Consider the following 23,708-nt stretch of genomic DNA (forward strand, 5'->3'; position numbering starts at 1 on the left):
GAAACCGGGCCAAGATGGGTACTTCGGGGTACGGGCTACCTACAAACGTCAAGAGTAGAACATCTCTACGAGAGCCGTACCTGATAACTCTAACAGGCAGATGTGACAAGGGGCGTACCGAGACGCCCCTTGTTTCCACTTATTTACTCGTCGACTTCACCGAAAATCCGCTGTCGGCGGCCTTTCAGGAAGCGGAACGCCCAGAGCACGTAACCCGACACGCTGTACACACAGAACATGCCGAACAGCGCCAGCGGCGGGTCGGACGACACCAGAATGAAGCCGACCATGAACAGGAGCACCACGCCGAACGACACGCGCTGGCGAACGTCGAGCGCCTTGCCGCTATAGAACGGTGCATTCGACACCATCGACATACCCGCGTAGATGGTCAGGACAAACGCCACCCACGGCATCCAGAAAACGTTCACCGGCAGCTTGTTGTCGATCGTGATCCACACGAAGCCCGCGATCAGCGCCGCCGCCGCAGGACTGGCCAGCCCCTGGAAGAAGCGCTTGTCGACCACACCGATATTCGCATTGAACCGCGCCAGCCGCAGCGCCGCCCCTGCCACGTACACGAATGCGGCGAGCCAGCCCCACTTGCCGATTTCGTGAAGAATCCACTCGTACATCACCAGCGCCGGCGCAACGCCGAACGAGGTCATATCCGAGAGCGAATCGTATTGCTCGCCGAAAGCGCTCTGCGTATTGGTCATGCGGGCAACGCGCCCGTCCATGCCGTCGAGCACCATCGCAAAAAAGATGGCGATAGCGGCCTGCTCGAAGCGATCGTTCATTGCCTGCACGATCGCGAAGAAGCCGCAGAACAGCGCGGCGGTCGTGAAAGCGTTCGGCAGCAGATAGATGCCTCGATTGCGTGGGCGTACCGGCAGGTCGTCCTCACCCTGATCGTGGTCTTCGTTCATCGATGGCTCTGATGGGTTCTTGTGGCGGCCGAAGGGCGAGAGATGCCTGACATTGTTTCGCAAGCGGCCGCGATGGTTTTCCGGCATCTAAGACTCCGGGACGACGCTTACAGTTCGGCAAGAATCGTCGAGGTGGCGGACACTTTGTCGCCGATCGCCACGCGCGGGCGCGAACCCAGCGGCAGGTAGACGTCGACACGTGAGCCGAAACGGATGAAGCCGTAGCGCTGGCCGCGCGAGAGACGATCGCCCGCCTTCGCGTAGCACAGAATACGACGCGCGATGAGACCTGCGACCTGCACGCTCGTCACGATCTGGCCGCCAACGTCGATCACCAGCGCGTTACGTTCGTTCTCGAGCGATGCCTTGTCGAGATCGGCATTGAAAAAACGTCCCGGAAAATATTCCACCTTGGTCACCGTGCCGTCAACCGGGGCACGATTCGAGTGAACATTGAAGACGTTCATGAACACGCTGATCTTCAGCGCTTCACGGCCGGCATAGGGATCTTGCGTGGTTTCGATGGCCACAATGCGTCCGTCTGCCGGGGAGAGCACGGCACCCGCCTGCTGCGGCACTTCGCGCGGCGGGTCACGGAAGAATTGCAGCACGAACAGGGCGATCACCCAGAACGGCGCGGCCCAAAACACGCCAGCCAGAAAATGCACGACGAGCGCGATAGCGACGGCAATACCCAGGAAGGGCCAGCCCTCGCGGGCGATGATCGGGTGAGGATAATTCATGCGATTGAACTCGCGTCCTTGGTAAAACGGTTGAGTGAGCGGGTCAGCCTGCTTTGGGCCAAACCGTGACGTGGCGGCATTGTAACAATGCGCGCGACGCGGCGACACTTTTTCCCCAATCGGCACGTTCGCGTCACATGGGTGTCACGGCACAATCGGCCTGACGTCCGAGCGCAATCGCGCGAATCCATCATGGGGACGGACGGGGACGAATGGGAAGATAACGAAAAAGGCCGCCCGTCTCGCCGTAGCAGCAACGGCTACGGCAAAACGGACGGCCTTGGGCCTCGGTGGCGGCGGCAATGGCGGCAACGACGGCGGCTTACGCGATGCCGCGCTTCATAGCGCCAAGCACGGAAACCCGTGCTCACACCCCCGCCGCCCTACGCCACCCTATGCCACCCTACGCCGCGCACCACCGCCGGTGCGGCCGCCCGCAAACTCCCGGGCGTACGCACCGATCAGCACGTCTGGCTTGATGCTTAGTTCTTCGACTGGTCGACCAGCTTGTTCTTGGCGATCCACGGCATCATCGCGCGCAGCTTGCCGCCAACTTGTTCGATCTGGTGCTCGGCCGTGATACGACGACGCGAGATCAGGGTCGGGGCGCCAGCCTTGTTTTCCAGGATGAACGACTTGGCGTATTCGCCGGTCTGGATGTCGGTCAGGCACTGCTTCATGGCCTTCTTCGTCTCTTCGGTCACGACACGCGGGCCGGTGACGTACTCACCATACTCGGCGTTGTTCGAGATCGAGTAGTTCATGTTGGCGATGCCGCCTTCGTAGATCAGGTCGACGATCAGCTTGAGCTCGTGCAGGCACTCGAAGTAAGCCATTTCCGGCGCGTAACCGGCTTCGACCAGTGTTTCGAAACCGGCCTTGATCAGCTCGACGGTACCGCCGCACAGCACGGCTTGTTCGCCGAACAGGTCGGTTTCCGTTTCTTCGCGGAAGTTGGTTTCGATGATGCCGGCACGGCCACCGCCGTTAGCGGCTGCGTACGACAGTGCGATGTCGCGAGCAGCGCCCGACTTGTCTTGTGCCACGGCGATCAGGTGGGGCACGCCGCCGCCTTGCGAGTACGTCGAGCGCACCGTGTGGCCCGGGGCCTTCGGGGCGATCATGATGACGTCGAGGTCGGCACGCGGGATCACGCAGCCGTAGTGCACGTTGAAGCCGTGTGCGAAGGCCAGGGCAGCGCCTTCCTTGATGTTGTCGTGCACTTCATTCTTGTACACGTCGGCGATCTGCTCGTCCGGCAGCAGCATCATGACGATGTCGGCCGACTTCACGGCTTCCGCCACTTCCTTGGTGTTCAGGCCGGCGCCCACCGCCTTGTTCCACGAAGCGCCGTTCTTGCGCAGACCGACCGTCACGTTCACGCCGCTGTCCTTCAGATTCTGGGCGTGGGCGTGGCCTTGCGAGCCGTAACCGATGATGGCGACTTGCTTGCCCTTGATGAGGGAGAGGTCGGCGTCTTTGTCGTAGAAAACTTTCATTTGGAGTGTCCCGTATTACCAAAAATAAACTGAAATCAGAATGGATCGAAATCCGCTTACCGCGTTGTCGTTGCCGGTCAGACCTTCAGGATGCGCTCACCGCGCCCGATGCCCGAGCCACCGGTACGAACCGTCTCGAGAATCGCCGTCTGGTCGAGCCCTTCGATGAATGCGTCGAGTTTCGACGAATTCCCGGTAAGCTCGATCGTATAGGTCTTTTCCGTAACGTCAATGATGCGGCCGCGGAAAATATCCGACATCCGCTTCATCTCTTCCCGCTCCTTGCCCACCGCGCGAACCTTGATGAGCATTAGCTCGCGCTCGATGTGCGCACCCTCGGTCAGATCCACCACCTTCACCACCTCGATGAGCCGGTTCAGGTGTTTCGTGATCTGTTCGATGATGTCGTCGGAGCCTGTCGTGACGACCGTCATGCGCGAGAGCGACCGGTCTTCGGTCGGCGCAACGGTGAGCGTCTCGATATTGTAGCCACGCGCCGAAAACAGCCCGACCACGCGCGACAGCGCGCCCGGCTCGTTCTCGAGCAAAACAGAAATAATGTGCCTCATGGTGTATCCCGGATTGTCCTGGTGTGGGACGTGGCGCCCGCGCACCGGCAACGCCGGCGGCGACTGGCAGCGCACACGCGCCTCTTCGTCTTACAGATCTTCCGAACCGAGGAGCATCTCGCTGATGCCCTTGCCCGCCTGAACCATCGGCCAGACGTTTTCGGTAGGATCCGTTTGGAAATCCATGAATACCGTACGATCCTTCAGGGCCAGCGCCTCGCGCAGTGCCGGCTCGACGTCCGACGACTTCTCGATGCGCATACCCACGTGACCGTACGCCTCGGCGAGCTTCACGAAGTCCGGCAGCGCGTCCATGTACGAACTGGAATAGCGCTTGCTGTATTCGATCTGCTGCCACTGGCGAACCATGCCCAGATAGCGGTTGTTGAGCGACAGGATCTTGATCGGCGTGCGGTATTGCAGGCACGTCGAGAGTTCCTGAATGCACATCTGGATCGAACCCTCGCCGGTAATACAGGCGACCTCGGCGTCCGGATGTGCCATCTTCACGCCCATCGCCGCCGGCAGGCCGAAGCCCATCGTGCCCAGACCGCCCGAGTTGATCCAGCGGCGCGGCTTGTTGAAGCGATAGTATTGCGCGGCCCACATCTGGTGCTGACCGACGTCCGAGCACACGAAGGCTTCGCCATCGGTGAGCTTCCAGTAGGTCTCGACCACATGCTGCGGCTTGATGATGTCGCTCTTGCGATCGAAAGCGAGGCAATCGCGCGAACGCCATTCCTCAATCTGCTTCCACCAGTCGCCCAGCGCCCCGGCATCCGGGCCGTGTTCGGCCGTTTGCAGATTCTCGATCATCTCGCGCAGCACTTCCTTCACGTCGCCGACGATAGGAATGTCGACCTTCACTCGCTTCGAAATCGACGACGGGTCGATGTCGATGTGAATGATCTTGCGTGCCGTCGAGGAGAAGTGTTCCGGATTACCGATCACGCGGTCGTCGAAGCGCGCACCGATGGCGATGAGCACGTCGCAGTGCTGCATGGCCATATTGGCTTCGTACGTGCCGTGCATGCCCAGCATGCCGAGGAACTTGGGATCGCTTGCACGATACCCGCCCAGGCCCATGAGCGTGTTGGTCACCGGATAGCCGAGCAGGTCGCAGAACTGGTTCAGTTCCTTCGACGCGTCGGCCAGAATAATGCCGCCGCCGGTATAGATGTAGGGACGCTTGGCCGAGAGCAGCAGGCTCATCGCCTTGCGGATCTGGCCCGAGTGGCCCTTCGTCACCGGGTTGTACGAGCGCAGCGAAACCGTCTTCGGATACTCGAAGCGGCAACGTGCCTTGGAAACGTCCTTCGGAATATCGACCAGCACCGGACCCGGACGGCCCGTCTTGGCGATGTAGAAGGCTTTCTTGATCGTGGCGGCGAGATCGCGCACGTCCTTCACGAGGAAGTTGTGCTTGACGCACGGACGGGTGATACCGACCGTGTCGCACTCCTGGAAGGCGTCCTGACCGATGGCGGCCGTGGGCACCTGCCCGGTGATGATGACGAGCGGGATCGAATCCATGTACGCCGTGGCAATCCCGGTGACCGCATTGGTCACGCCGGGGCCAGACGTCACGAGACACACGCCGACTTTGTCGGTGGAACGCGAATAAGCGTCGGCCGCATGCACGGCTGCCTGCTCATGGCGCACCAGAATGTGCTGGATCTTGTCCTGCTTGTAGAGTTCGTCGTAGATGTAGAGGACCGAACCGCCGGGATAACCCCACAGATGTTCGACCCCTTCTTCCTGAAGCGAGCGCACGAGGATCTCGGCGCCAATCATGTCTTCGGAAGTGTTTTGGTGGCGTGTAGCTTCCGCCTCGGAGAATTCCGCGCTTGGCATGTTCATCGTCGACCTTTCAAAGTTTCGGCAAAAATTTTGATCGGGTGCTCTCCCCGCGAACTTGTGGTCCGGGCTCAAGCTGCGCGTCTGAATGATGGACACACCGGATAGGCGTGCCGATATTGAGACAATCACAGATATTGCGAACTGGCAACGTTACCGGTTTGCAGCAAAATGGTCAAGCAAGATTATGCATTTGCAGCATGATCGCGAAGTTCGCCTCGAAGAATTCCCACACCGCGCCGCACACCGCCCCGTCCTGGTGCAATATCTTCACATGATAGGAACCTGGCGAACCCGGTATCGTCGTAACGAGACACAACCGGAAGCAAAAGCGGTTACAGGCAGGCGCGTTTTTGGTAGCATCCGCTCCGACCACGCGATCTTTACGTAATCTTTACGCTTACACGGCATTTCACAGGCGCAGCGGCAGACGCTGCGTGTACCCCACCGGATGGCATCTGACAAGGAACTGGCGGATTTTCTCGCGGGCATCGAACGGCGCGCTTTCAAGCAGGCCGTCTATGCCGTACGCGACGACGAGGCCGCCCTCGATATCGTTCAGGATGCGATGATCCGTCTGGCCGAAAAATACGGCGACAAGCCGCCGGCCGACCTGCCGCTGTTGTTCACGCGCATCCTCCAGAACACCATTCACGACTATTTCCGCCGGCAAAAGGTGCGCAACACCTGGGTCACGCTGTTCTCCAATCTCGCCGGTCCCGGCGACGACGAGCGCGACGACTTTGACCCGCTGGAAACCTTGCTGGGCGAGGACGGGTCAGTGCAGACCGAGAGCAGCGAAGACTCGGTTTCGCGTGCTGAAATTCTCACGCTCATCGAAGCGGAAATACAGAAACTACCAACACGTCAACGAGAAGCCTTCCTCATGCGTTACTGGGAAGACATGGACGTTGCCGAGACCGCCGCCACGATGGGGTGCTCGGAAGGCAGTGTCAAGACGCACTGTTCGCGTGCTACTCACGCGTTGGCACAGGCGTTGAAGGCAAAAGGGATCAGGTTATGAGTCACGATCTGGAAACGAGGGAAATTCGCTTCGCACATCGCGTGCGGCTCGCGTTGGATGAAGCATCCGATACGCCGTCGCCGAACATCGCGGCCCGGCTGGCCGCCGCGCGCCAGCAGGCGCTCGCCCGCAAGAAACCCGAACCGGTCGCCGTCGTGCAACCGGCGCTGGTCCTCGCAGGCGTGGGTGCCATGCATTCGCCGGAGATCGGCGGGCCGCGTCGCGCGTTCGATAAACTGGGCCGCCTCGGCCTGCTGTGGCCGCTGGCTGCGCTGATCATCGGTCTGGCAGGCATTGCGTACTGGGAACATCAGCAACACATTCAGGATCTGGCGGACATCGATGCTGCCGTATTGAGCGACGAACTGCCGCTGTCGGCGTATGCCGATCACGGTTTCAACGCGTATGTGAAGCGTGCCCAGTAGTCCCAGTCCCCCCATCCAAGACCGCCCAGTGACGCGACGCAACGTACTTTTTCTGGTCGCCGCGCTAATCGTCGCCGCATTCGCCGGCACGGCCGCGCTGCGCCGCTCGCAAGCCCCGGAACCGGTGTCCGACGTGCCGCCAGTGATCGACGGCACCCGCGCATCGAGCACCGCCAATGCCGCTAGCGCGGTCGGCGCCCCCGTGGGCACGCTCACGAACGGCGTGCCTGCCAGCGCCGCCGCCGCTGCCCTGCCCTCACCGGGCGGCGCGTGGGCGAAGCTCAATGCCGCGCAGCAGGAAGCGCTCGCCCCGCTCGCTCAGGACTGGAACCGGATGAACGACCGTCAGCGCGAGAAGTGGGTCGAGATCGCCAAGCGTTTCAGCACGTTGTCGCCCGAAGGCCGCAAACGTCTGCACGATCGCATGGCCGATTGGGTACGCCTGACGCCCGAGCAGCGCCAACTGGCGCGTGAAAGCTATCAGAACGCCAAGGCGCTGCCGCCGGAGCGCAAGGCGCAGGTTTGGCAGCAGTATCAGCAGTTGACGGAAGATCAGAAAAAGCGTCTGGCCGCCGACGACAAGAAGCAGTCCAGTCGTCCCAATGTGGTCAGTGCGCCGCCTTCAGGCCGCTCGGGCGTGAAGAACCCGTACGCCGCCGTGCATCGCAAGGAAGCCAATTCGGCGAACAAGAACGGTGCCCTGCCGGTCCCGGCGCCGGCAGCTTCCGCCGCCTCCGCCGCCCAGCCTGCGGCGGCTTCTGTCCCGACAGCCGTGGCCCCGGCACCCGCCGCCGCCAGCACGGCCCCGGCGAATGGCGACAAGAACGGCGACGCCGTCTTCAATTCCGATCTCTATCATCACAACTGACGCGCAAGGTCAGTGAGCACCGCTTCACGACGGCCGCCCTCGGGCGGCCGTCTGCATTCCGGCGTTCGGCCCGGCGCGCGGGCTGGCTGGCCCATCGGCACAATCTTCCGCATAATGGTCGACGTTCCCGGCGCGAACGCCTCGAATCTCTCTCGCACACACCACCGGGCACCTCCGACAATAAGATTTCAGACCACGCCGCGATGACCGACTCCGCTACGACTCAGCCTGCCAAGCCGCCTCGCTCGCCCGCCTCGACGCGGGCTCCCGATCCCGCGGCACCCGCCAAGTCGCATGGAACGCCGCACGCGCCGTCCGCAGACTACGCCGTGCCGACGCTACGTCGCCGCCTGCTCTCGATGGTCTACGAGTCGCTGCTGCTCTTCGGCGTCCTGTTTCTCGCGGGGTATCTGTTCAGCGCCCTCACGCAGCAGCGCAGCGGGCTGATGTATCGGCATGCGATGCAAACCTGGTTGTTTCTCGTGCTCGGTGCCTATTTCATCTGGTTCTGGACGCATGGCGGCCAGACCCTCGCCATGAAGACCTGGAAGATCCGTCTGGTCGACGCCCGCGGCCTGCCGGTGCGTACCGGCCGCGCGATCCTGCGATATGCCCTCGCATGGCTCTGGGTGCTCCCGGCGATGGCACTGGACTGGGCGCTCGGATTGACTGGCTGGAGCAGCGTCGCGCTGCTCGGCGGCTGGATCGTCGTGTGGGCGCTGGCCATGCGCGTGATGCCCGACCACCAGTTCGTTCACGACCGGCTTGCCGGCACGCGGCTTGTGAGCGTCCTGGATAAATGAGCGGCAAATGAGTCCCCCACCATTGGCCGCCCGCGGCGCGCCGAGGGCTTCGCGTCCGCACCTGGTCTACGCCGGCATACAGATCGGCTTGTCGGTCATCGTGGCCATCGCCACTTGGTCCGCATGGCACAGCCCCTTGACGACCTTCCTGTGGACGATTCTGTGGCTTCCCGTGTCCCACGCGATCGGACTTGCCGCGGGTTTCATCATGGCCGCGCACGGCGACCCGACGCCCGAGCGCCAAACCACCGCCGGCACGAACGTTGCCGTCTGGGCCTACGAATGCGCGGCGTCGATCCTCCTGCTCGACCTCTACCAACCGTGGTTCAGCACCGCGCCGCTGCCACCGCCGAGCGGCCCGGCTCGCCCCGTTGCGGTTCTGCTGCTGCACGGCTACGGCTGTAACCGCGCGTTCTGGCTGCGCTTCTCCCGTCATCTGGCAGACGCGGGCTATCACAGCGACGCCATCAACCTCAGCCCGATGTTCGGCGACATCGACGACTACGCCGAGAGCATCGCCAACGCCGCGCACGCGCTTGCCGAGCGCACGCGGCTGCCGGTCGTGATCGTCGGCCACAGCATGGGCGGCATCGCAGCGCGCGCCTGCCTGCGCCGCTTTCCGACCTTGCCTGTCGTGCACACCGTCACGCTCGGCTCGCCGCACTTCGGCACGCTTCACGCGCGTCACGGCCTCGGTGAAAACGTTCGACAAATGAGCATCGGCAGCGAATGGCTCGTGGCGCTCGCCAGCAGCGAGAAAGATGCAGAACGCGCGCGGATGACGTCGATTTTCACGACGCACGACAACGTCGTGTACCCGGTGCGCACCTCGGTGTTGCCCGGCGCGCACAACCTCTCGCTGGACGGCCTCGGCCACGTGTCGCTCGCCACGCATCCGCGCTCGCGTGCGCTGGTACTCGAGACGCTGGAGCGCGTTGCGCAAGGCCTGCGGCGCGGCCACTGACGCTCTCGCTTCCGTCTCGCTTTGGTCTCGCTTCCGATCAAGGACGTGCGCATCCACACGCCCTTGCCCACCGAAACCACCCGCCGCCCCGCTGTCGCATCTGCGCGACGCCAAAAGACACTTTCGCGACACGGACATGACTGTCATCGTCTCTTCACGAAGCCGTGGCGCAATGCTCGCATGTTCAACGCGACGTGCGAGCCGGTATGACGACGACACCCACCTTTGAGCTGCCGATCCCCACACCTGCGGCTCGCGCCGGCCGCTTCGCAGACACGCCGCCCGCCAGCCCTCCCGCCGCCCCGCCCTCCACGATCGATCTGCCGCCGGACACCCCCGATCCGCTAGACCCGCCGCCCGAAGGCATCACCCGCTACCGCACGATCTGGCTCTCGGACATCCACCTCGGCACGCAAGGCTGTCAGGCGGACTACCTGCTCGACTTCCTGCGGCATCACGAGTCGGACTATCTGTATCTCGTGGGCGACATCATCGACGGCTGGCATTTGCGCAAGGGCTGGCACTGGCCGCAGACGCACAACGACGTCGTGCAGAAGATGCTGCGTCGGGCGCGCAAAGGCACGCAGGTGATCTACGTGCCGGGCAATCACGACGAAGCGGCGCGTCAGTTCTGCGGGCTGGCTTTCGGCGACATCGCGGTGCGCGACGAAGCGTTTCACACCACGCTCTCGGGCAAACGTTTGTGGATCACGCACGGCGATCTGTTCGACGGCGTGATCCAGCACGCCAAGTGGCTCGCCTATCTCGGCGACTCGCTCTACACGCTCACGCTGCTGCTCAACCGCTGGTTCAACCGCGTGCGCACGCGTTTCGGCTTCCCGTACTGGTCGCTCTCGCAGTATCTGAAGCATCAGGTGAAAAACGCCGTGAACTTCATTTCGGCCTTCGAAAATGTCATGGCCGACGAGGCGCGTCGGCGCGGCTGCGACGGTGTTGTGTGCGGCCACATCCACAAGCCGGAGATTCGCGAGATCGACGGCCTGCTCTACTGCAACGACGGCGATTGGGTCGAGAGTCTCTCGGCGCTCGTCGAGACGACCGAGGGCGAGCTGAAGATCATCTACTGGACGCAGAAGCGCCTTAAGGGCGAGAAGGACAACAAGGACACCAAGGACGACAAGGCAGAGAAAGGCGACAAGCGCGCGAACGTGAAAGCGACGCCCGTGAGCGCCTGAACCCGCCCGTCCGGTGCGCCTCATGATCCTGTAGTCCCCCCGAATTCACCTGCGCACAAACGGCAACCCCTCGCCGAATGTGCGCACCCCTACGCGCGCGGCTGCGCGCGTGTCACCCACCCGCGCCACGTGCGCGAAGGAGCGCCCGATGAAAATCATGATCGTCACCGACGCCTGGGATCCGCAGATCAACGGCGTGGTCCGCACGTTGAAGAACACGCGCGCTCAGCTGGAAGCCGCCGGCCATCGTGTCGAGCTGCTCACGCCGCAGGAATTCCGCACGATCCCCTGCCCGACATACCCCGAAATCCGCCTCGCCTTCTTCGCCGGTACCCGCGTCTCGCGCCGCATCGAGGCGTTCGGCCCCGACGCCGTGCATATCGCCACCGAAGGCCCGCTCGGCATGGCCGCACGCAAGTGGGCCATACGCAACGACTTCCCTTTCACGACGGCCTACCACACGCGTTTTCCAGAATATGTGCAGGCGCGCTTCGGCTTCCCGCTAGCCACTACGTACCGCTTTCTGCGTTGGTTTCACAAGCCGTCTCGCGCCGTGATGGCGCCCACGCCGGTGGTCAAGCGCGACCTCGAAGCCAATGGCTTCCAGAACGTCGTGCTGTGGACGCGCGGCGTCGACCTCGACATCTTCCGTGCGCAGGAGGCACATGTGCTAAATTCAGCACATCCGATTTTCCTCTACGTAGGGCGCGTTGCCGTGGAGAAGAACATCGAAGCCTTCCTGAAGCTGGATCTGCCCGGCTCGAAATGGGTCGCAGGCGAAGGGCCGCAACTGGCCGAACTCCGCTCGCGCTATCCCGACGTGAATTATCTCGGCATGCTTTCGCAGCCTGAACTGGCGAAGGTTTATGCGTCCGCAGACGTCTTCGTCTTCCCGAGCCGCACCGATACGTTCGGCCTGGTGCTGCTCGAAGCCATGGCCTGCGGTCTGCCCGTGGCGGCCTTCCCGGTGACCGGCCCGGTCGATGTTTTCAACGGTTGCCCCGAGGGCGAAGGCGGCGCCCTGCGTGAGGATCTGCGCGAGGCGTGCCTCGATGCGCTCAAGGTTTCGCGCGCGAGTGCCCGTGCCTGGGCCGAGCGATTCTCATGGCAAGCCGCCTCCGAAGAGTTCGCCTCGCATCTGCATCCGCGCAATCCCGAGCCGTCGCTCGCGAGCGCGATCTGATCCACCTCCAGAGCCCGTTGCGGCGAGGAACCTGACGCTTGTTCATCGATCACCCGCCGCCACGCGACAAACAACCGAATCCGTACAAGGGGAATCGGGGCGTCATGCGCGCCTGGCGCGCCCTGAAGTACTCCCTGTCCGGCTTCAAGTTTGCCGTGTTCGAAGAGAGCGCGTTCCGTCAGGAACTAGCGCTCGCCGCCCTTCTCCTGCCGGCCGCGATTTTTCTGCCGGTCACCGCCGTCGAGCGCGTGCTGCTGATCGGCTCGATGCTGCTTGTCCTCATCATCGAGCTGGTCAATTCAAGCATCGAGGCGGCCATCGACCGCATTTCGCTGGAGCGCCACGAACTCTCCAAACGTGCGAAGGATTTCGGCAGCGCCGCGGTCCTCGTCGCCCTCGGCCTTTGCCTGCTCACCTGGGCTTCGCTTGCCGGACCTGTCATCGTCGATCTCGTGCGTACGGCGTTTTTCTGATATCCCTCGTCGGCCCCTTCCCCGTGCTTGGCAGTCGTCGGCTGCCGGGTATAATCGATCGCCGTATACCTGATGCTCAACTCATAAAGGCAAGCGGAGAACATCCTTCGCCGAGCTTGCCGCTCACCGGGGCCGACAGACATGGAAGCAAAGCCGCCACGCCGAACCCGCGAACGAATTCTTGAGGTGTCACTGCGACTCTTCAACGAAATCGGCGAACCCAACGTAACGACCACCACGATTGCCGAGGACATGAAAATCAGCCCGGGCAATCTGTACTACCACTTCCGCAACAAAGACGACATCATCAACAGCATCTTTGCGCAGTTCGAGCAGGAAATCGAACGTCGTCTGCGGCTGCCCGATGACCACAAGCCCACGCTCGACGAAGTCTGGACATATCTGCAATACATGTCCGAATTTCTGTGGCGCTTCCGTTTTCTGTATCGCGACCTCAACGATCTGCTGGCGCGCAATCGCACGCTTGAGACCCATTTCAAGCAGATCGTGGGCCACAAGAAGCGTTTTGCGCGCGAAATGTGCGACCTGCTCGTGGCCGATGGTGAAATGGAAATCACGCCGGAGCAGATCGATATCGTGACCACCAACATGGTGGTGCTGTCCACGTACTGGTTGTCCTATCAATTCGTCATGAACCCGCGCAAGTACAACGATCCCGAAGAAATCAGCGCCGGGTTGCATCAGTCGAGCTATCACATCCTCTCGCAAATGGCGCCGTATCTGAAGGGCCGCTCGCGCGAGCTATATGACAAGATGGCTCGGGAATCTTCATCCAAAGGAGTGCAGTAAGGCATGTCGTCGGAAGTCAAATCCATTTGTATCTATTGCGGCGCCGCCACCGGCGTGCGGCCCGCCTACGCAGCAGCGGCCCGTGATTTGGGGCGTCGCATGGCCGAAGCCGGCGTTCGTCTGGTCTACGGCGGTGGCAAGGTCGGCCTGATGGGCATTATTGCCGACGCCGTGCTGGCCCACGGCGGTCAGGCCGTCGGCATCATTCCGAAAGCGCTGATGGACAAGGAAGTCGGCCATACCGGGCTGACGGAATTGCATATCGTCGAGAACATGCATCAGCGCAAGCAGATGATGGCGGATCTGTCGGACGCTTTCATCGCCATGCCGGGCGGCATCGGCACATGCGAAGAGCTGTTCGAAGTCTTCACGTGGTTGCAAATCGGCTATCACGCGAAGCCGATCGGCTTGCTCAACGTCGAGCAGTATTACGACCCGTTGATGGTGTTCCTCAAGTCGATGGTGACGGAGCAGTTCCTCAAGGGACCGCAACTCGACCAGTTGCAGATCGCCGCGTCGCCGGAAGCGCTGCTCGAGACGATGCGCCACTTCAAGCCGTCGAAAATCGATCGCTGGACCGACCAGCGCACGCAGATCTAAGCGCGCTCGTCGTATCGCTGCGCGGCGCCCTGCCGCGCAGCGGCTTCGTCCCCCCTCCTCCCTCCCTCTCGCTCCTCCCGAGCGCAAGTCGCTGTGGGTGTCGTTGCGTTATTTCCCAACGCATATTGCGGTCGTTCGAGCGCCCCGCCATTGAACTCTCGGATTCACCGTCACTCAGATATCCGTAGCATGTGAACCGTCGCGTTCACGCCCACCCCATGCCCGCCTGGGTCAACACCATCCGACGAGCAACCTGCCCATGATGTTAAAGATGCTTCGCCCAATGCGGCTGCTGCGATCGCGCTGGCTGCGTCCGCACGCCGGGTTGTTGCTGCGCCGTAGCTTATGGCACCCCACGCCGCGTGGTGTGGCCATCGGGTTGGCGTGCGGTGTCTTTTTCGGGATTCTGATTCCGTTTGCGCAGATGCCGGTGGCGATGCTCGCGGCCGCGATGCTCCGCGGCAATCTCTTCCTCGCGGTCATGGGGACACTCATCACCAATCCGCTGACCGTGCCGTTCGTCTATCTGGGCGCCCACCGCGTTGGCCGCTGGATGCTCGATTGGTCCCCCAGGGCCGAGATCGAAGCGACAGTGAGCGCCGCCGCGCACGCGAGCGAAAGCTTCTGGACGCAACTGAAGAATTTCGACTTCGGTAGCGCAACGCTGCACCTGTGCGTCGGCCTGTCCGCTTTCGCCGTGGTGGGCGGCCTGCTCGCCTATGGCATCGGGTATTTCGCGATCCGCTGGCGCGAGCGGCGGCGTCCCGCGAGTGCGACGGCAGCATCGGCCACCCCGACTTCGCCGCGCACCTGACGCGGCTCCGCCTGTCGCGTCAAAACGCTCAGAACGAAGAACCCGGCTGTTTCAGAAACGCGATTTCCTCGGGCGTCGAGACCCTGCCCAACGCGGCATTACGGTGCGGATAACGGCCAAAACGCTCGATGACGACCGCGTGCCTGCGCGCGTAATCGAGGTTATCGACGAGGCCCGACGCCTGCGCCAGTTGCTCGTACAACGCCAGCGAGACGTGCTGGCTTTCCAGCGACTCGTCGTGCTCGAACGGAAGATAGGCGAAGACACGATGCTGGGCCGTCGGCAGTCGTTGATCGTCCCCCGCTTCGACCAGCCGACGCGCCACCGTCAACGCCTGCGCATCGCCAGCAAACGCGCTCGCCTGCCCCCGGAACAAGTTGCGAGAGAACTGATCGAGCACCACGATCAGCGCGCAAGCGCCAAGCGGCGTTTGCGCCCAATCCCCCAGTTCCCCCGCCAGCGCCTGCGCATGCAAGGCGCCGAAACGGGTGCGAATCTCGTCGTCGAACGCGTCCGACTTGCGAAACCACTCGGGACGCGCCATGCCGTACACATCGGCACCCGGCGCGCCGAACCAGAAGTCGAGCACGTCCTGCCAGGGTTGCAAGCGGGGTGTCTGCGGGGAAATCTCTGCTGCCGGCGTCGCCATCGAACGTCCTGAGGTGAGTGTTGGGGGATGGCAGGATGATGCCAGACTCGGGCAAACGCCGACACTCCCCGGCGCAGGTGCACGGCGTCTTCTTCAATTTGCCCGAATTAGCGACAGGCAGCGACGGCGGGGGCTGTCTGAGAACTTCCTCACGCTGCCCGGTAGTTCCTCCCCCTTATCCCAACCGGATGCACTTTGGTCCAGGACAAGCGCGATCCGTTAGGCGTGCACTCAACCACACGCGACTCGCGAGAGTTTTCGACATGAATTGTCGGAGTTCGATAGTCACGACCTCGCGCGCGCCGCACATTACGGAGGATCGCACTGATGCGATCGACAGCAAGAGGAACAATGCAATGACACGAGCATCACTTGCGCGGCCGCCACACGCCATTGCTGGCGCGCTCGCCATTCATCGGGCGCGAGGCATTCCCATCCCGTCACGCAACGATGTCGGGGCGGCTGACAGCCCCGTCGATTCACAAGCGTTGGCGCACGCGTTTGCGCTGCATGCAGCGAACGATCTGGAGGGCGCAGCACGCGCGTTTGCCGAGATATGCCGTACGCTCCCCGAGCACACGGGCGCCTACAAAGCGTTCGGTTACGTTCTATGCCAACTCGGCGATCATGAACACGCGATTGCCCCATTGATGATCGCAGTGGCGCGCGAGTATGGCGACCCCGAACCTCTCTATTTCGCTGCGCTGTGCATGCAGAAATGCGGCGATGCGCAGACCGCCCGAGACATGGCCAACGATGCTTTGGAAATGGTGCGAAGCTCGAATCGCCATGCCGATCTGCGCGTCAGCCTTGAGCGTCTGCTCGGCACGCTCTGACTTTCCGCTTGCGATCCGTCTCATTCCCCCGAAACGCTTTGATTCTCTCTCATCCCCCCGTGCAAAGTACCCCCTCTACGACCGTCGGCACCGCCAATACCTATCCCATCCCGAACGATCCCCGCTCGCGGGGCGCGGATGATGCACAGATGCAAATCGACGCGGCAAAGGCGCTCAATACCCTCGCAGCGCATTCCGGTTCTCACAGACATCTGGTCCCGTCACCGCCCACTGTCGGTCGGTTTGCCGCGTTGATGCACCACGTTGGCAACACCGCATTCAGTCTCAGCGCGTTGGGCACAGCCAGCCTGAGCACCATCAAGGAAACCTACGAAAGCAGTACGCTGTCCAGCGCCCATAAGATAACGCTGACAACCGCCTCGTTCGCATCGCTCTCCAGCCTGATGGATCTGGCAGTCGCCGTCGGCAAATATTGCAACCCGTCCTCGACGCCGTCGCACATCATGAACACCTCCTGGGTCGCGTCGGCCGGTCAGCTCCTCGGCTCGAAACACCTTGAGACATACGGTGGGAAATATCAGTCGACCTTGCTTGGCGCGTCGATGATGGTGTTCTTCAATCAGGCAGGACGGATCTCGGGCGGCCACGAAGCCAAGCAGGAGAGGGGCGACGACGTCACACCGTCCCCCTTCGAGAACCTTGCCGCGCCCACCCCGTCCGTAGCCCCCGACAGCCTGACTCACGATCTGGATGCATTGCAGAGTTGCATCGGATTTACCGCAGCGGCTTACCGCGCGTTTGGCAGCATGGCGACGATAGGCGTCATCGAATGGATGAATGCCAAAGAGGCGAAACGCAACATGGATGTTATCGAACGAAGTCTGAATTACGAAGAGTCGTTCGGCACGCCAGGCGTATTCCGCCCCCGAGACGCCGATATCGATATCGAAGCCTCGGACGATAGCGGCGTGGACGACGCCTCGCTAAACAGCGTGGCGGCAAGCGTTCCACAAGTCACGTACGTATGAGACGCTGAGCCCGTTTAGCCCATTGCACCACTTGTGGTCGCGCCCGTTGGCGCGACCCTGTGGGACTCAGGCAAACGCCAACACAACCCGGCGGGTGCGCGACGTCTTCTTCTCGATCTTGGCCACCCGCAGCGCGCCGATTTCCGACGTATTACCCACATGCGTTCCCCCGCACGGCTGCAAGTCGATCCCTTCGATACGCACAAGACGCACGTGCCCCAGCCCCACCGGCGGCTTCACGCTCATCGTACGCACCAGTTCGGGACGCGCCGCCATCTCTTCGTCACTGATACTGTCGATGTCGACCGGCCGCGCTGCCGCAACCAGCGCCGCCAGCCCGGCCTCGACCGTCTCGCGCTCGATCGGCTCGTTCGTGACGAAGTCCAGCCGCGCGTATTCCGTGGTGATGCTGCATCCGTCCACCGGATGCGGCAATACCGCGCACATCAGATGCGACGCGGTATGAAAGCGCATATGACGGAAGCGCCGCTCCCAATCGATTTCGGCGAGCACCGTGTCGCCGACCGACAACCCGGCCAGCACTTCGGCCTGCCCTTCAGCGGGCACATGCACGGCGTCGTCGGGCGTGGCCCCCTCCTGCTTCGATTTGCGCGTATCCGCAATGGTGAAACGAGTACCGTCTGCCAGCACGAGTGCACCGGCGTCCCCTGCCTGTCCGCCACCAAGCGGGTAGAAGACCGTGCGATCGAGCATGATGCCCGCCTCGTCGATATGGGTAATACGCGCCTCGCATTGGCGCAAATAGGCGTCCTGGCGAAAAAGGGCTTCGGTATTCATGGGGCGTCTCCTGATTAACGCATCATCCTCGCGCGTTTTGCGCCTTTATGACAAGTGACAATCGGGCACTGGCGCACCGGTACGGTCGGTTCGCGCCCCCACCGGAACGCCCTCGCCGGCCCCCAGCAAAGGTTCCACGTCATTACCCCAACGCGCTCGATTTGGGCGTACGCGGCATGAGGCGCCTCACGTTTATCCCAATGCGGACACGCATGGTGATCGGACAACAATTTTGCCCACAAAACCGAAAGAGACGGATATAGCGTCAACAGTAGGATTCGTCCGGGTGCCACGCGCGTGGCGCTCCCAATCCGAATCGATGCAAACCGGAAGGAATCCTCTCATGCACTCCACGCGACATTACCCCCCGTCCTCCCATCGCAATGCCAACGTGCCAGCGAATCCCGCCGCTGGCGACACCGCCCACCTGCGTTTCGAACGAGCCCGCGACGCCTACATCGCCACCGATTACGAAACCGCGCTCCATCTGCTTTACCCCCTCCTGAAGGAACGGCCGCTCGACGTCAGCGTGAACAAGCTGGTGGGGTATTCCCATTTTGCACGCGGGGACTATGCGCTTGCGCTCGCACCGCTCAGCGCCGTTTCGATGTTCATGCCGCACGACCCCGAACCCATGCTGATCAACGCGAATTGCCTCGCGAAGCTGGGCGAAGGCGCGCTGGCACGCGATCTGGCCATGCACGCGCTGGAGACCGCACGGGAAGACGCGGCGTACGCCGATATCGGCGCTAACGCCGAGCTTCTTCTCGCCTCGATCTAACGCCGCTCCATTTTCGGAAGTCATTCATGACGGTAAGTTTCACCTCGCCCCCCGCTCTGCCCACGACCATCACGCAAGTCTCGAACCCCCCAGTCAGCGGCGCCAATTCACACGTGCGAATCGCCATGCCGGCAGCCCCCGAAGCGCTCGCGTTAGGTTGCTGGGACGAATTCAGAATTTCCATCGAGACACATCGCGGGGCGCGAAACGCGGCGCTCGTCGGCCACGTCCTCAACGTTCTCGCCAAAACGGCGGCGTTAGGCGTGGCCATCGCGTCGATGAAAGACGACTGGCAGAGCTACGCGGACATCCCGCTCCACACCGTTGCCGCCGCTACGCAAATCGCTAACCTGATCCTCGCCGTCAGCAAGTACCGCTTCGGCCCGGAAGACAGGATCACCGGCGCGGATATCCGCGATACAAACGTCTTCCAGTCGGTCGGAGAATGGACCGGTGTCGACGTACTTAAAAACTACGGCATGCTCATCAGCACCGTCGTCACCAACGGCCCGTTGGTATTCGGCGCCATTCACAACGGTATCGCACCGCTGCTCAAAACGCTGCACATACCGGTGCCTTCGTGGCTTCAGGGGGCGGCTGGCGCGGAGCACGTCGGCACCGCGATTGCCGATGGCGCCGCTACGGCCAGCGTCTACGCGCAACGATATGTCATCGCAGATATCATCGCCGGCAGCGAGCGGCGGGCAGCGGCAGACATCGTTGTCGCCATGCAGACTCAGAAGGACTACGCCGTGCTGGACGATGAGTGCAGCTATGTGCACATCGAACCCATCCCGGCAATGGAATACACAATGGAAGCGGGCAAGATGGTGCAAAAAGCGCTCGTCACCGAGGCCGCGCAACCCGTCCCCACTCGCGATACGGCTGACGTCGAATCGCTCGCATCGAGTGCCGACAGTGAGTATTTCGATACGGCAGACGACATCGAATTACTCTCATCGATCGGTCCCGGCGACGCCATTGCCGAAGCGCCGAACATCAAGGCAACCCAGGACACTGTCGTGGTGTCCATCGAGCCCGTCGCAGGCGAGCAGTTCGACGTCGGATCGCTTCGCACTACCGAGCCCGACGCCGACTCGGACGCCGACTTGCACTACTACGACGCCCTGAACTCGATCGAGGCACTCATCTCGTCTGGCGGGGCAACTCGCGTTTAGGTCTCACCCCGCCCGGTTCCTCATCCAGTCGGCCGTTCCGTAGAACGCCTGCATCAACCGTTCCTGAAGCGACGCTGGCACGCCGATGTCTTGCATCGCCAGCGCCATGCAACGCAGCCATTGATCGCGCTCGCTCGACGCGATCGGGAACGGCAGATGCCGGGCGCGCAGCATCGGGTGGCCGAATCGTTCGATGTAATGGTTCGGTCCCCCGAGCCAGCCGCACAGGAACCAGAAGAGCTTGTCGCGCGAACCGTCGAGCGACGCCGGGTGCATGCCGCGAATACCGGCAAACTCGGCCTCAAGGTCCATCAGGTCGTAGAAACGGTCGACGAGTTCGCGCACGCGATCTTCGCCGCCAAGCAGGGAAAAGGCAGTCGGCTGTGCGGGCGTGTCCTGCACATCGTCGTCCGCCGCGGAGGTTTGAGAGGTGTTTTCGGTCGTCATGACCGATATTGTGCACGAGGCCTGACGGGCGTGCCACGCGAGTGGGCGTGGCACGCTCTCGCGCTGCCTCAGACTTCGCGCAACGTGCGCAACGCCGATTGACGCAGCACCGCGCGCAGCCCGCTCCATCCGCCGATCAGCGCGCACAGAACGCCAGCACCGACGCCCAGCGCCGGCAGCCACGGATTGAAGTGCAGCGAGAACTCGAAGACATAACGCGCCAGCGCCCAACCCAGCGCGCCCGCGCCCAGCGAGGCCAGCAGCCCGGCCAACGCGCCGACCGTCACCAGTTCCGCCAGATGGACGTCGCGAAGTTGTCGCGACGATGCTCCCAACGCCCGCAAGATGCCGCTCTCGCGCATGCGCTCGTCACGCGTGCCGGCGAGCGCCGCGTACAGCACCAGCACCCCGGCCGCGAGCGTGAAGAGGAAGAGTGCCTGCACGGCGTCGATCACTTGCGACAGGATTTGCTGGATCTGCGCGAGCAGCGCCCCTGTATCGATCACCGTCACGTTGGGAAACTGACGCACCAGCGCATCCGTCACGCCCTGTTGCTGCGGCGCCAGGTGGAAGGATGTGATCCACGTCATCGGAAAATCGTGCAGCGCGGCGGGCGGCATCACCACGAAGAAGTTCACGCGCATCGACCCCCAGTCCAGCTTGCGAAGACTCGTGATCGGTGCGTCGATGGTCTGTCCCGTGACTTCGAAACGCAACGTGTCGCCCAGCTTGAGCCCCAGCGTCTTCGCGATGCCCTCTTCCATCGACACCTGCGGCGTTGTGGCGTCGCCGTACCACTGACCGGCCGTCACGCGATTGCCGTCGGGCAGCGCCGACGTGTACGACAGATTGAATTCACGCTCCGCCAGACGCCGCGCCCGCTCTTCGGTATAGGTGTCGCCCGTGACTGGCTTGCCGTTGATGGCGGTGAGTCGCGCGCGAATCATCGGCGAGAGTTGCACGTCGGGCAGCCCCGCCGAGCGGAGTTGCGCGAGCACCGGTGTGTCCTGCCCCGGCTGGATATCGATGACGAAGCGGTTCGGTGCATCCGGCGGGCTCGATTGACGCCAGCCCGCGACCAGATCGTTGCGCGTGACAGCCAGCAGCAGCAGCGCCATCAACCCGAGGCCCAGCGCCACCACTTGCAACGCGCTCCCGAGTCCACGACGACGCAGACCCGCCACTGCATAACGCCAGCCGATGCCGCCCATCGCGCCGCCCGCTGCCCCGTGACGCCGCGCCCACGCGGCGAGCCCACGGATCGCCAGCCAGGCGATCACGCCGAACACCACGGCACCCGCGACGAAACCGCCGGCAACCATTGCCCCCAGGCGCAGGTCGCGCGCGGCAAACAGCAGCAGTGTGCCGAACGCCACGGCGCTCGCGCCATACGCCAACCACCCCTGGCGACGCGCCCCCCCCACCACATCGCGGCGCAGCACATGCAGCGGCGCCACTTCAGAGAGCGGCAGCAGCGGCGGCAGCGCAAAGCCCAGCAGCATTACCAGCGCACTGGCGAGACCGAACGCCGCCGGACGCCACGTCGGCGCTGGCAGCCCGGCCGGAATCACGTCACCCAACTGTGCCAGCAGCACCCAGTGCGCCGCATAACCAAGAGCGACGCCCAGCCCGCCGCCAATCAGACCGAGCCCGATGAACTCGAGCGTCACCATGCTGCGCAACGCCCGGCGCGGCAGACCCAGACAGCGCATGACGGCGCAGGCGTCGAGATGGCGCTCGCTGTATCGGCGCGAGGCGATCCCGACCGCGACGGCCGCCAGCACGGCGGCAAGCAGCGCCACCAGCGAGAGGAAACGCTCGGCGCGATCGAGGGTCTGGCGCACCTGCGGTTGCCCCTCTTCCAGCGATTCGAGATGCACGCCGCGCGCCTGCTCCGCTGCCGCTCGCGCCCACGTCGTGAATTTTTCGACTTGTGCGTTGGTGCCCGCGACCAGCAGACGATAGGTGATCCGGCTACCGAACTGCACCAGCCCGGTCGACGGCAATTCGTCGAATCGCATCATGACGCGCGGGGCGAGCGATCCGAAGCCGTAGCCGCGATCCATTTCGCGCGTGATGACGGCGGCGACACGCAGCGTGCGATTGCCCACGCGGATGGCGTCGCCGGGTTTGACGTGCAGTGCGTCGAGCAGCGCGCTATCGACCCAGACGGTGCCCGGCGCGGGAATTCCGGCGGCCGGAGCATCCGGGGTGCCGGGCTGCGCATCGGGGGCGATGCGCACGCGTCCGCGCAAGGGATATCCGTCGGACACGGCTTTGAGCGATGACAGACGGCTCGCACCCGTCGGCCCACTTTCGCCGCCTTGACCACTTTGAGCACTTTGGCCACCTTGCCCGGCAGAGCCGGTCGCGCTAGCCATGCTGGGGAAATTGGCGATGACGGCTGTCGCCAGCCCGTCGGCTTGCGCCTGACGGGTGAATTCGGGGGACAGGGGGGCGTCGCTGCGAACAACGAGGTCGGCGGCGAGCATCTGACGCGCGTCGCGCTCCAGCCCGCCCTGCATCCGATCGGAGAGAAAACCTACGCTGGAAAGTGCACCCACCGCCAGCAACAGTGCCACGAGAAGCAGATGCAACTCGCCTGCGCGCCAGTCGCGCAGGAACATCCGCCAGGCTTGGCGGGCAACATCAGTGAACCCCATCGTTCCTCAATCCTTTGACCCGTGCCAGTAACGAGCGCCAACCGCGCCACACGCGCGGCAGCCACCACCAGGCCAGCACGACGAACACCAGCAACATCACGAGAAAAACGGCGGGAAGGAAGAACGCAAGCGCCAATCCGCCCACCGTAGAGACATCTTCGCCGGCTGAGGCCGCGACATTCGAGAAAGGTTCCGGCGATGTATTGATCAGGGCGCGGCTGCCTGCTTTGGCCAGATGAGCCGTCCCTGCCAGCGCGCCGCCGGCCAGACCGGCGAGCACCGTGACGGTCGGGTCCATCTGTCCCAGCGCCGCAGCACCGAGCACGATCCCGGCAGGAATCCGGATGAAGGTATGCACGGCGTCCCAGGCACTGTCGACAAAGGGAATCTTGTCCGCGAAGAACTCGATGGCAGCGAGCACGCCCGCAGCCGCAATCACCCACGTGGACGCCAGCACCGCAAGCGTGGGTGGCAGATGCAGCCAGCCCAGCCGCGCCGCAAGCCCCGCGCAGAACACCGTCAGGTACAACCGCAGGCCGCTGCCCCAGGACAGCCCTGCGCCGAGCGCAATCGATTCAAGCATGGTGACCTCGCTGCCGCCGACATGACG

The 23,708-nt window shown here is 63.2% G+C and carries 24 protein-coding genes and 1 pseudogene; 15 read left to right on the plus strand and 10 right to left on the minus strand.

Translation table 11 applies throughout. From position 1 onward, the window contains the following. Window positions 1-143: 143 nt before the first annotated feature. The 5 genes from pssA to ACIPHM_RS13190 form a co-directional block, all read right to left on the minus strand. Window positions 144-1,016, minus strand: a complete 873-nt coding sequence (pssA, locus tag ACIPHM_RS13170) for a CDP-diacylglycerol--serine O-phosphatidyltransferase (RefSeq protein ID WP_400328472.1) — start codon at window positions 1,014-1,016, stop codon at window positions 144-146. Between the two features lie 20 nt (window positions 1,017-1,036). Beyond that, window positions 1,037-1,672 (minus strand): phosphatidylserine decarboxylase, encoded by a 636-nt coding sequence (locus ACIPHM_RS13175; RefSeq protein WP_400328474.1) that lies wholly within the window; start codon window positions 1,670-1,672, stop codon window positions 1,037-1,039. 482 nt (window positions 1,673-2,154) lie between these two features. Beyond that, window positions 2,155-3,171, minus strand: a complete 1,017-nt coding sequence (gene ilvC / locus ACIPHM_RS13180) for a ketol-acid reductoisomerase (protein WP_400328476.1) — start codon at window positions 3,169-3,171, stop codon at window positions 2,155-2,157. Between the two features lie 77 nt (window positions 3,172-3,248). Then, window positions 3,249-3,740: an acetolactate synthase small subunit gene (gene ilvN, locus ACIPHM_RS13185; protein ID WP_069343112.1), complete on the minus strand. Its 492-nt coding sequence runs from the start codon at window positions 3,738-3,740 to the stop codon at window positions 3,249-3,251. A 90-nt stretch (window positions 3,741-3,830) separates the two neighbouring features. Next, window positions 3,831-5,600, minus strand: a complete 1,770-nt coding sequence (locus ACIPHM_RS13190) for an acetolactate synthase 3 catalytic subunit (protein WP_400328478.1) — start codon at window positions 5,598-5,600, stop codon at window positions 3,831-3,833. 448 nt (window positions 5,601-6,048) lie between these two features. Here ACIPHM_RS13190 and ACIPHM_RS13195 point away from each other — a divergent pair, with 448 nt between their 5' ends. The 11 genes and pseudogenes from ACIPHM_RS13195 (at window position 6,049) to ACIPHM_RS13245 (ending at window position 14,757) form a co-directional block, all read left to right on the plus strand. Then, entirely contained in the window at window positions 6,049-6,621 is a 573-nt protein-coding gene (locus tag ACIPHM_RS13195) for an RNA polymerase sigma factor (RefSeq protein ID WP_044456185.1), read from the plus strand. Beyond that, complete coding sequence (locus ACIPHM_RS13200; protein WP_400328482.1) at window positions 6,618-7,046, plus strand: DUF3619 family protein; 429 nt, start codon at window positions 6,618-6,620, stop codon at window positions 7,044-7,046. Before ACIPHM_RS13195 ends, ACIPHM_RS13200 begins: the two co-directional genes overlap by 4 nt. Before the next feature lie 28 nt (window positions 7,047-7,074). After that, window positions 7,075-7,914 (plus strand): DUF3106 domain-containing protein, encoded by an 840-nt coding sequence (locus ACIPHM_RS13205; RefSeq protein ID WP_400328485.1) that lies wholly within the window; start codon window positions 7,075-7,077, stop codon window positions 7,912-7,914. Window positions 7,915-8,117: 203 nt separating this feature from the next. Then, entirely contained in the window at window positions 8,118-8,717 is a 600-nt protein-coding gene (locus ACIPHM_RS13210; protein ID WP_400328488.1) for an RDD family protein, read from the plus strand. Between the two features lie 7 nt (window positions 8,718-8,724). Next, on the plus strand, window positions 8,725-9,681 hold the full coding sequence (locus ACIPHM_RS13215; RefSeq protein WP_400328491.1) for an esterase/lipase family protein: 957 nt from the start codon (window positions 8,725-8,727) through the stop codon (window positions 9,679-9,681). Window positions 9,682-9,962: 281 nt separating this feature from the next. After that, a pseudogene (locus ACIPHM_RS13220) lies at window positions 9,963-10,877 on the plus strand (UDP-2,3-diacylglucosamine diphosphatase); the annotation flags it as partial. Window positions 10,878-11,025: 148 nt separating this feature from the next. Then, the gene (locus ACIPHM_RS13225) at window positions 11,026-12,060 is read left to right on the plus strand and encodes a glycosyltransferase family 4 protein (RefSeq protein WP_400328493.1); all 1,035 of its coding nucleotides are present in this window, start codon (window positions 11,026-11,028) and stop codon (window positions 12,058-12,060) included. Window positions 12,061-12,098: 38 nt separating this feature from the next. Beyond that, window positions 12,099-12,533, plus strand: a complete 435-nt coding sequence (locus ACIPHM_RS13230) for a diacylglycerol kinase (protein WP_400328496.1) — start codon at window positions 12,099-12,101, stop codon at window positions 12,531-12,533. A gap of 141 nt (window positions 12,534-12,674) precedes the next feature. Continuing rightward, window positions 12,675-13,343 carry a TetR/AcrR family transcriptional regulator gene (locus ACIPHM_RS13235; RefSeq protein ID WP_400328499.1) on the plus strand — a complete coding sequence of 223 codons (669 nt, stop codon included), beginning with the start codon at window positions 12,675-12,677 and terminating at the stop codon, window positions 13,341-13,343. A gap of 3 nt (window positions 13,344-13,346) precedes the next feature. Beyond that, window positions 13,347-13,943 (plus strand): TIGR00730 family Rossman fold protein, encoded by a 597-nt coding sequence (locus ACIPHM_RS13240; RefSeq protein WP_400328502.1) that lies wholly within the window; start codon window positions 13,347-13,349, stop codon window positions 13,941-13,943. Window positions 13,944-14,226: 283 nt separating this feature from the next. Next, on the plus strand, window positions 14,227-14,757 hold the full coding sequence (locus tag ACIPHM_RS13245; RefSeq protein WP_400328505.1) for a DUF2062 domain-containing protein: 531 nt from the start codon (window positions 14,227-14,229) through the stop codon (window positions 14,755-14,757). A gap of 28 nt (window positions 14,758-14,785) precedes the next feature. On the opposite strand, the gene ACIPHM_RS13250 is transcribed toward ACIPHM_RS13245, so the two are convergent. Then, window positions 14,786-15,406 carry a DUF924 family protein gene (locus tag ACIPHM_RS13250; RefSeq protein ID WP_400328508.1) on the minus strand — a complete coding sequence of 207 codons (621 nt, stop codon included), beginning with the start codon at window positions 15,404-15,406 and terminating at the stop codon, window positions 14,786-14,788. A 356-nt stretch (window positions 15,407-15,762) separates the two neighbouring features. Between ACIPHM_RS13250 and ACIPHM_RS13255 the strand changes: the two genes are divergently transcribed. Beyond that, a complete protein-coding gene (locus ACIPHM_RS13255; protein ID WP_400328510.1) occupies window positions 15,763-16,242 on the plus strand; it encodes a hypothetical protein in 480 nt (159 codons plus the stop codon). Between the two features lie 38 nt (window positions 16,243-16,280). Then, on the plus strand, window positions 16,281-17,231 hold the full coding sequence (locus ACIPHM_RS13260; protein WP_400328513.1) for a hypothetical protein: 951 nt from the start codon (window positions 16,281-16,283) through the stop codon (window positions 17,229-17,231). A 66-nt stretch (window positions 17,232-17,297) separates the two neighbouring features. Here the strand turns inward: ACIPHM_RS13260 and ACIPHM_RS13265 are convergent, their stop codons facing one another. Further along, on the minus strand, window positions 17,298-18,029 hold the full coding sequence (locus tag ACIPHM_RS13265) for an alanyl-tRNA editing protein (protein ID WP_400328515.1): 732 nt from the start codon (window positions 18,027-18,029) through the stop codon (window positions 17,298-17,300). A gap of 343 nt (window positions 18,030-18,372) precedes the next feature. Between ACIPHM_RS13265 and ACIPHM_RS13270 the strand changes: the two genes are divergently transcribed. Together ACIPHM_RS13270 and ACIPHM_RS13275 are read left to right on the plus strand one after the other, a co-directional pair. Beyond that, a complete protein-coding gene (locus tag ACIPHM_RS13270) occupies window positions 18,373-18,810 on the plus strand; it encodes a hypothetical protein (protein ID WP_400328518.1) in 438 nt (145 codons plus the stop codon). A gap of 26 nt (window positions 18,811-18,836) precedes the next feature. Continuing rightward, window positions 18,837-19,988, plus strand: a complete 1,152-nt coding sequence (locus tag ACIPHM_RS13275; RefSeq protein ID WP_400328520.1) for a hypothetical protein — start codon at window positions 18,837-18,839, stop codon at window positions 19,986-19,988. Window positions 19,989-19,991: 3 nt separating this feature from the next. Here ACIPHM_RS13275 and ACIPHM_RS13280 read toward each other — a convergent pair whose 3' ends face one another. The 3 genes from ACIPHM_RS13280 to ACIPHM_RS13290 all read right to left on the minus strand — a co-directional run bounded on the left by ACIPHM_RS13280 (window position 19,992) and on the right by ACIPHM_RS13290 (window position 23,681). Continuing rightward, entirely contained in the window at window positions 19,992-20,435 is a 444-nt protein-coding gene (locus tag ACIPHM_RS13280; protein ID WP_400328523.1) for a group II truncated hemoglobin, read from the minus strand. A gap of 68 nt (window positions 20,436-20,503) precedes the next feature. Then, on the minus strand, window positions 20,504-23,098 hold the full coding sequence (locus ACIPHM_RS13285; protein WP_400328525.1) for an ABC transporter permease: 2,595 nt from the start codon (window positions 23,096-23,098) through the stop codon (window positions 20,504-20,506). After that, window positions 23,085-23,681 carry a DUF4126 domain-containing protein gene (locus ACIPHM_RS13290; protein ID WP_150681189.1) on the minus strand — a complete coding sequence of 199 codons (597 nt, stop codon included), beginning with the start codon at window positions 23,679-23,681 and terminating at the stop codon, window positions 23,085-23,087. Before ACIPHM_RS13290 ends, ACIPHM_RS13285 begins: the two co-directional genes overlap by 14 nt. Window positions 23,682-23,708 lie beyond the last annotated feature (27 nt).

The organism is Pandoraea sp. NPDC087047 (genome assembly GCF_044745225.1).
Classification (GTDB): Bacteria; Pseudomonadota; Gammaproteobacteria; order Burkholderiales; family Burkholderiaceae; genus Pandoraea.

Excerpts from the sequence above, each read along its gene's own strand:
- pssA (WP_400328472.1), bottom strand. The coding sequence starts at position 1,016 with ATGCCGGAAAACCATCGCGGCCGCTTGCGAAACAATGTCAGGCATCTC.
- ACIPHM_RS13175 (WP_400328474.1), bottom strand. The coding sequence starts at position 1,672 with ATGAATTATCCTCACCCGATCATCGCCCGCGAGGGCTGGCCCTTCCTG.
- ilvC (WP_400328476.1), bottom strand. The coding sequence starts at position 3,171 with ATGAAAGTTTTCTACGACAAAGACGCCGACCTCTCCCTCATCAAGGGC.
- ilvN (WP_069343112.1), bottom strand. The coding sequence starts at position 3,740 with ATGAGGCACATTATTTCTGTTTTGCTCGAGAACGAGCCGGGCGCGCTG.
- ACIPHM_RS13190 (WP_400328478.1), bottom strand. The coding sequence starts at position 5,600 with ATGAACATGCCAAGCGCGGAATTCTCCGAGGCGGAAGCTACACGCCAC.
- ACIPHM_RS13195 (WP_044456185.1), top strand. The coding sequence starts at position 6,049 with ATGGCATCTGACAAGGAACTGGCGGATTTTCTCGCGGGCATCGAACGG.
- ACIPHM_RS13200 (WP_400328482.1), top strand. The coding sequence starts at position 6,618 with ATGAGTCACGATCTGGAAACGAGGGAAATTCGCTTCGCACATCGCGTG.
- ACIPHM_RS13210 (WP_400328488.1), top strand. The coding sequence starts at position 8,118 with ATGACCGACTCCGCTACGACTCAGCCTGCCAAGCCGCCTCGCTCGCCC.
- ACIPHM_RS13215 (WP_400328491.1), top strand. The coding sequence starts at position 8,725 with ATGAGTCCCCCACCATTGGCCGCCCGCGGCGCGCCGAGGGCTTCGCGT.
- ACIPHM_RS13225 (WP_400328493.1), top strand. The coding sequence starts at position 11,026 with ATGAAAATCATGATCGTCACCGACGCCTGGGATCCGCAGATCAACGGC.
- ACIPHM_RS13235 (WP_400328499.1), top strand. The coding sequence starts at position 12,675 with ATGGAAGCAAAGCCGCCACGCCGAACCCGCGAACGAATTCTTGAGGTG.
- ACIPHM_RS13240 (WP_400328502.1), top strand. The coding sequence starts at position 13,347 with ATGTCGTCGGAAGTCAAATCCATTTGTATCTATTGCGGCGCCGCCACC.
- ACIPHM_RS13245 (WP_400328505.1), top strand. The coding sequence starts at position 14,227 with ATGCGGCTGCTGCGATCGCGCTGGCTGCGTCCGCACGCCGGGTTGTTG.
- ACIPHM_RS13250 (WP_400328508.1), bottom strand. The coding sequence starts at position 15,406 with ATGGCGACGCCGGCAGCAGAGATTTCCCCGCAGACACCCCGCTTGCAA.
- ACIPHM_RS13255 (WP_400328510.1), top strand. The coding sequence starts at position 15,763 with ATGACACGAGCATCACTTGCGCGGCCGCCACACGCCATTGCTGGCGCG.
- ACIPHM_RS13265 (WP_400328515.1), bottom strand. The coding sequence starts at position 18,029 with ATGAATACCGAAGCCCTTTTTCGCCAGGACGCCTATTTGCGCCAATGC.
- ACIPHM_RS13270 (WP_400328518.1), top strand. The coding sequence starts at position 18,373 with ATGCACTCCACGCGACATTACCCCCCGTCCTCCCATCGCAATGCCAAC.
- ACIPHM_RS13275 (WP_400328520.1), top strand. The coding sequence starts at position 18,837 with ATGACGGTAAGTTTCACCTCGCCCCCCGCTCTGCCCACGACCATCACG.
- ACIPHM_RS13280 (WP_400328523.1), bottom strand. The coding sequence starts at position 20,435 with ATGACGACCGAAAACACCTCTCAAACCTCCGCGGCGGACGACGATGTG.
- ACIPHM_RS13285 (WP_400328525.1), bottom strand. The coding sequence starts at position 23,098 with ATGGGGTTCACTGATGTTGCCCGCCAAGCCTGGCGGATGTTCCTGCGC.
- ACIPHM_RS13290 (WP_150681189.1), bottom strand. The coding sequence starts at position 23,681 with ATGCTTGAATCGATTGCGCTCGGCGCAGGGCTGTCCTGGGGCAGCGGC.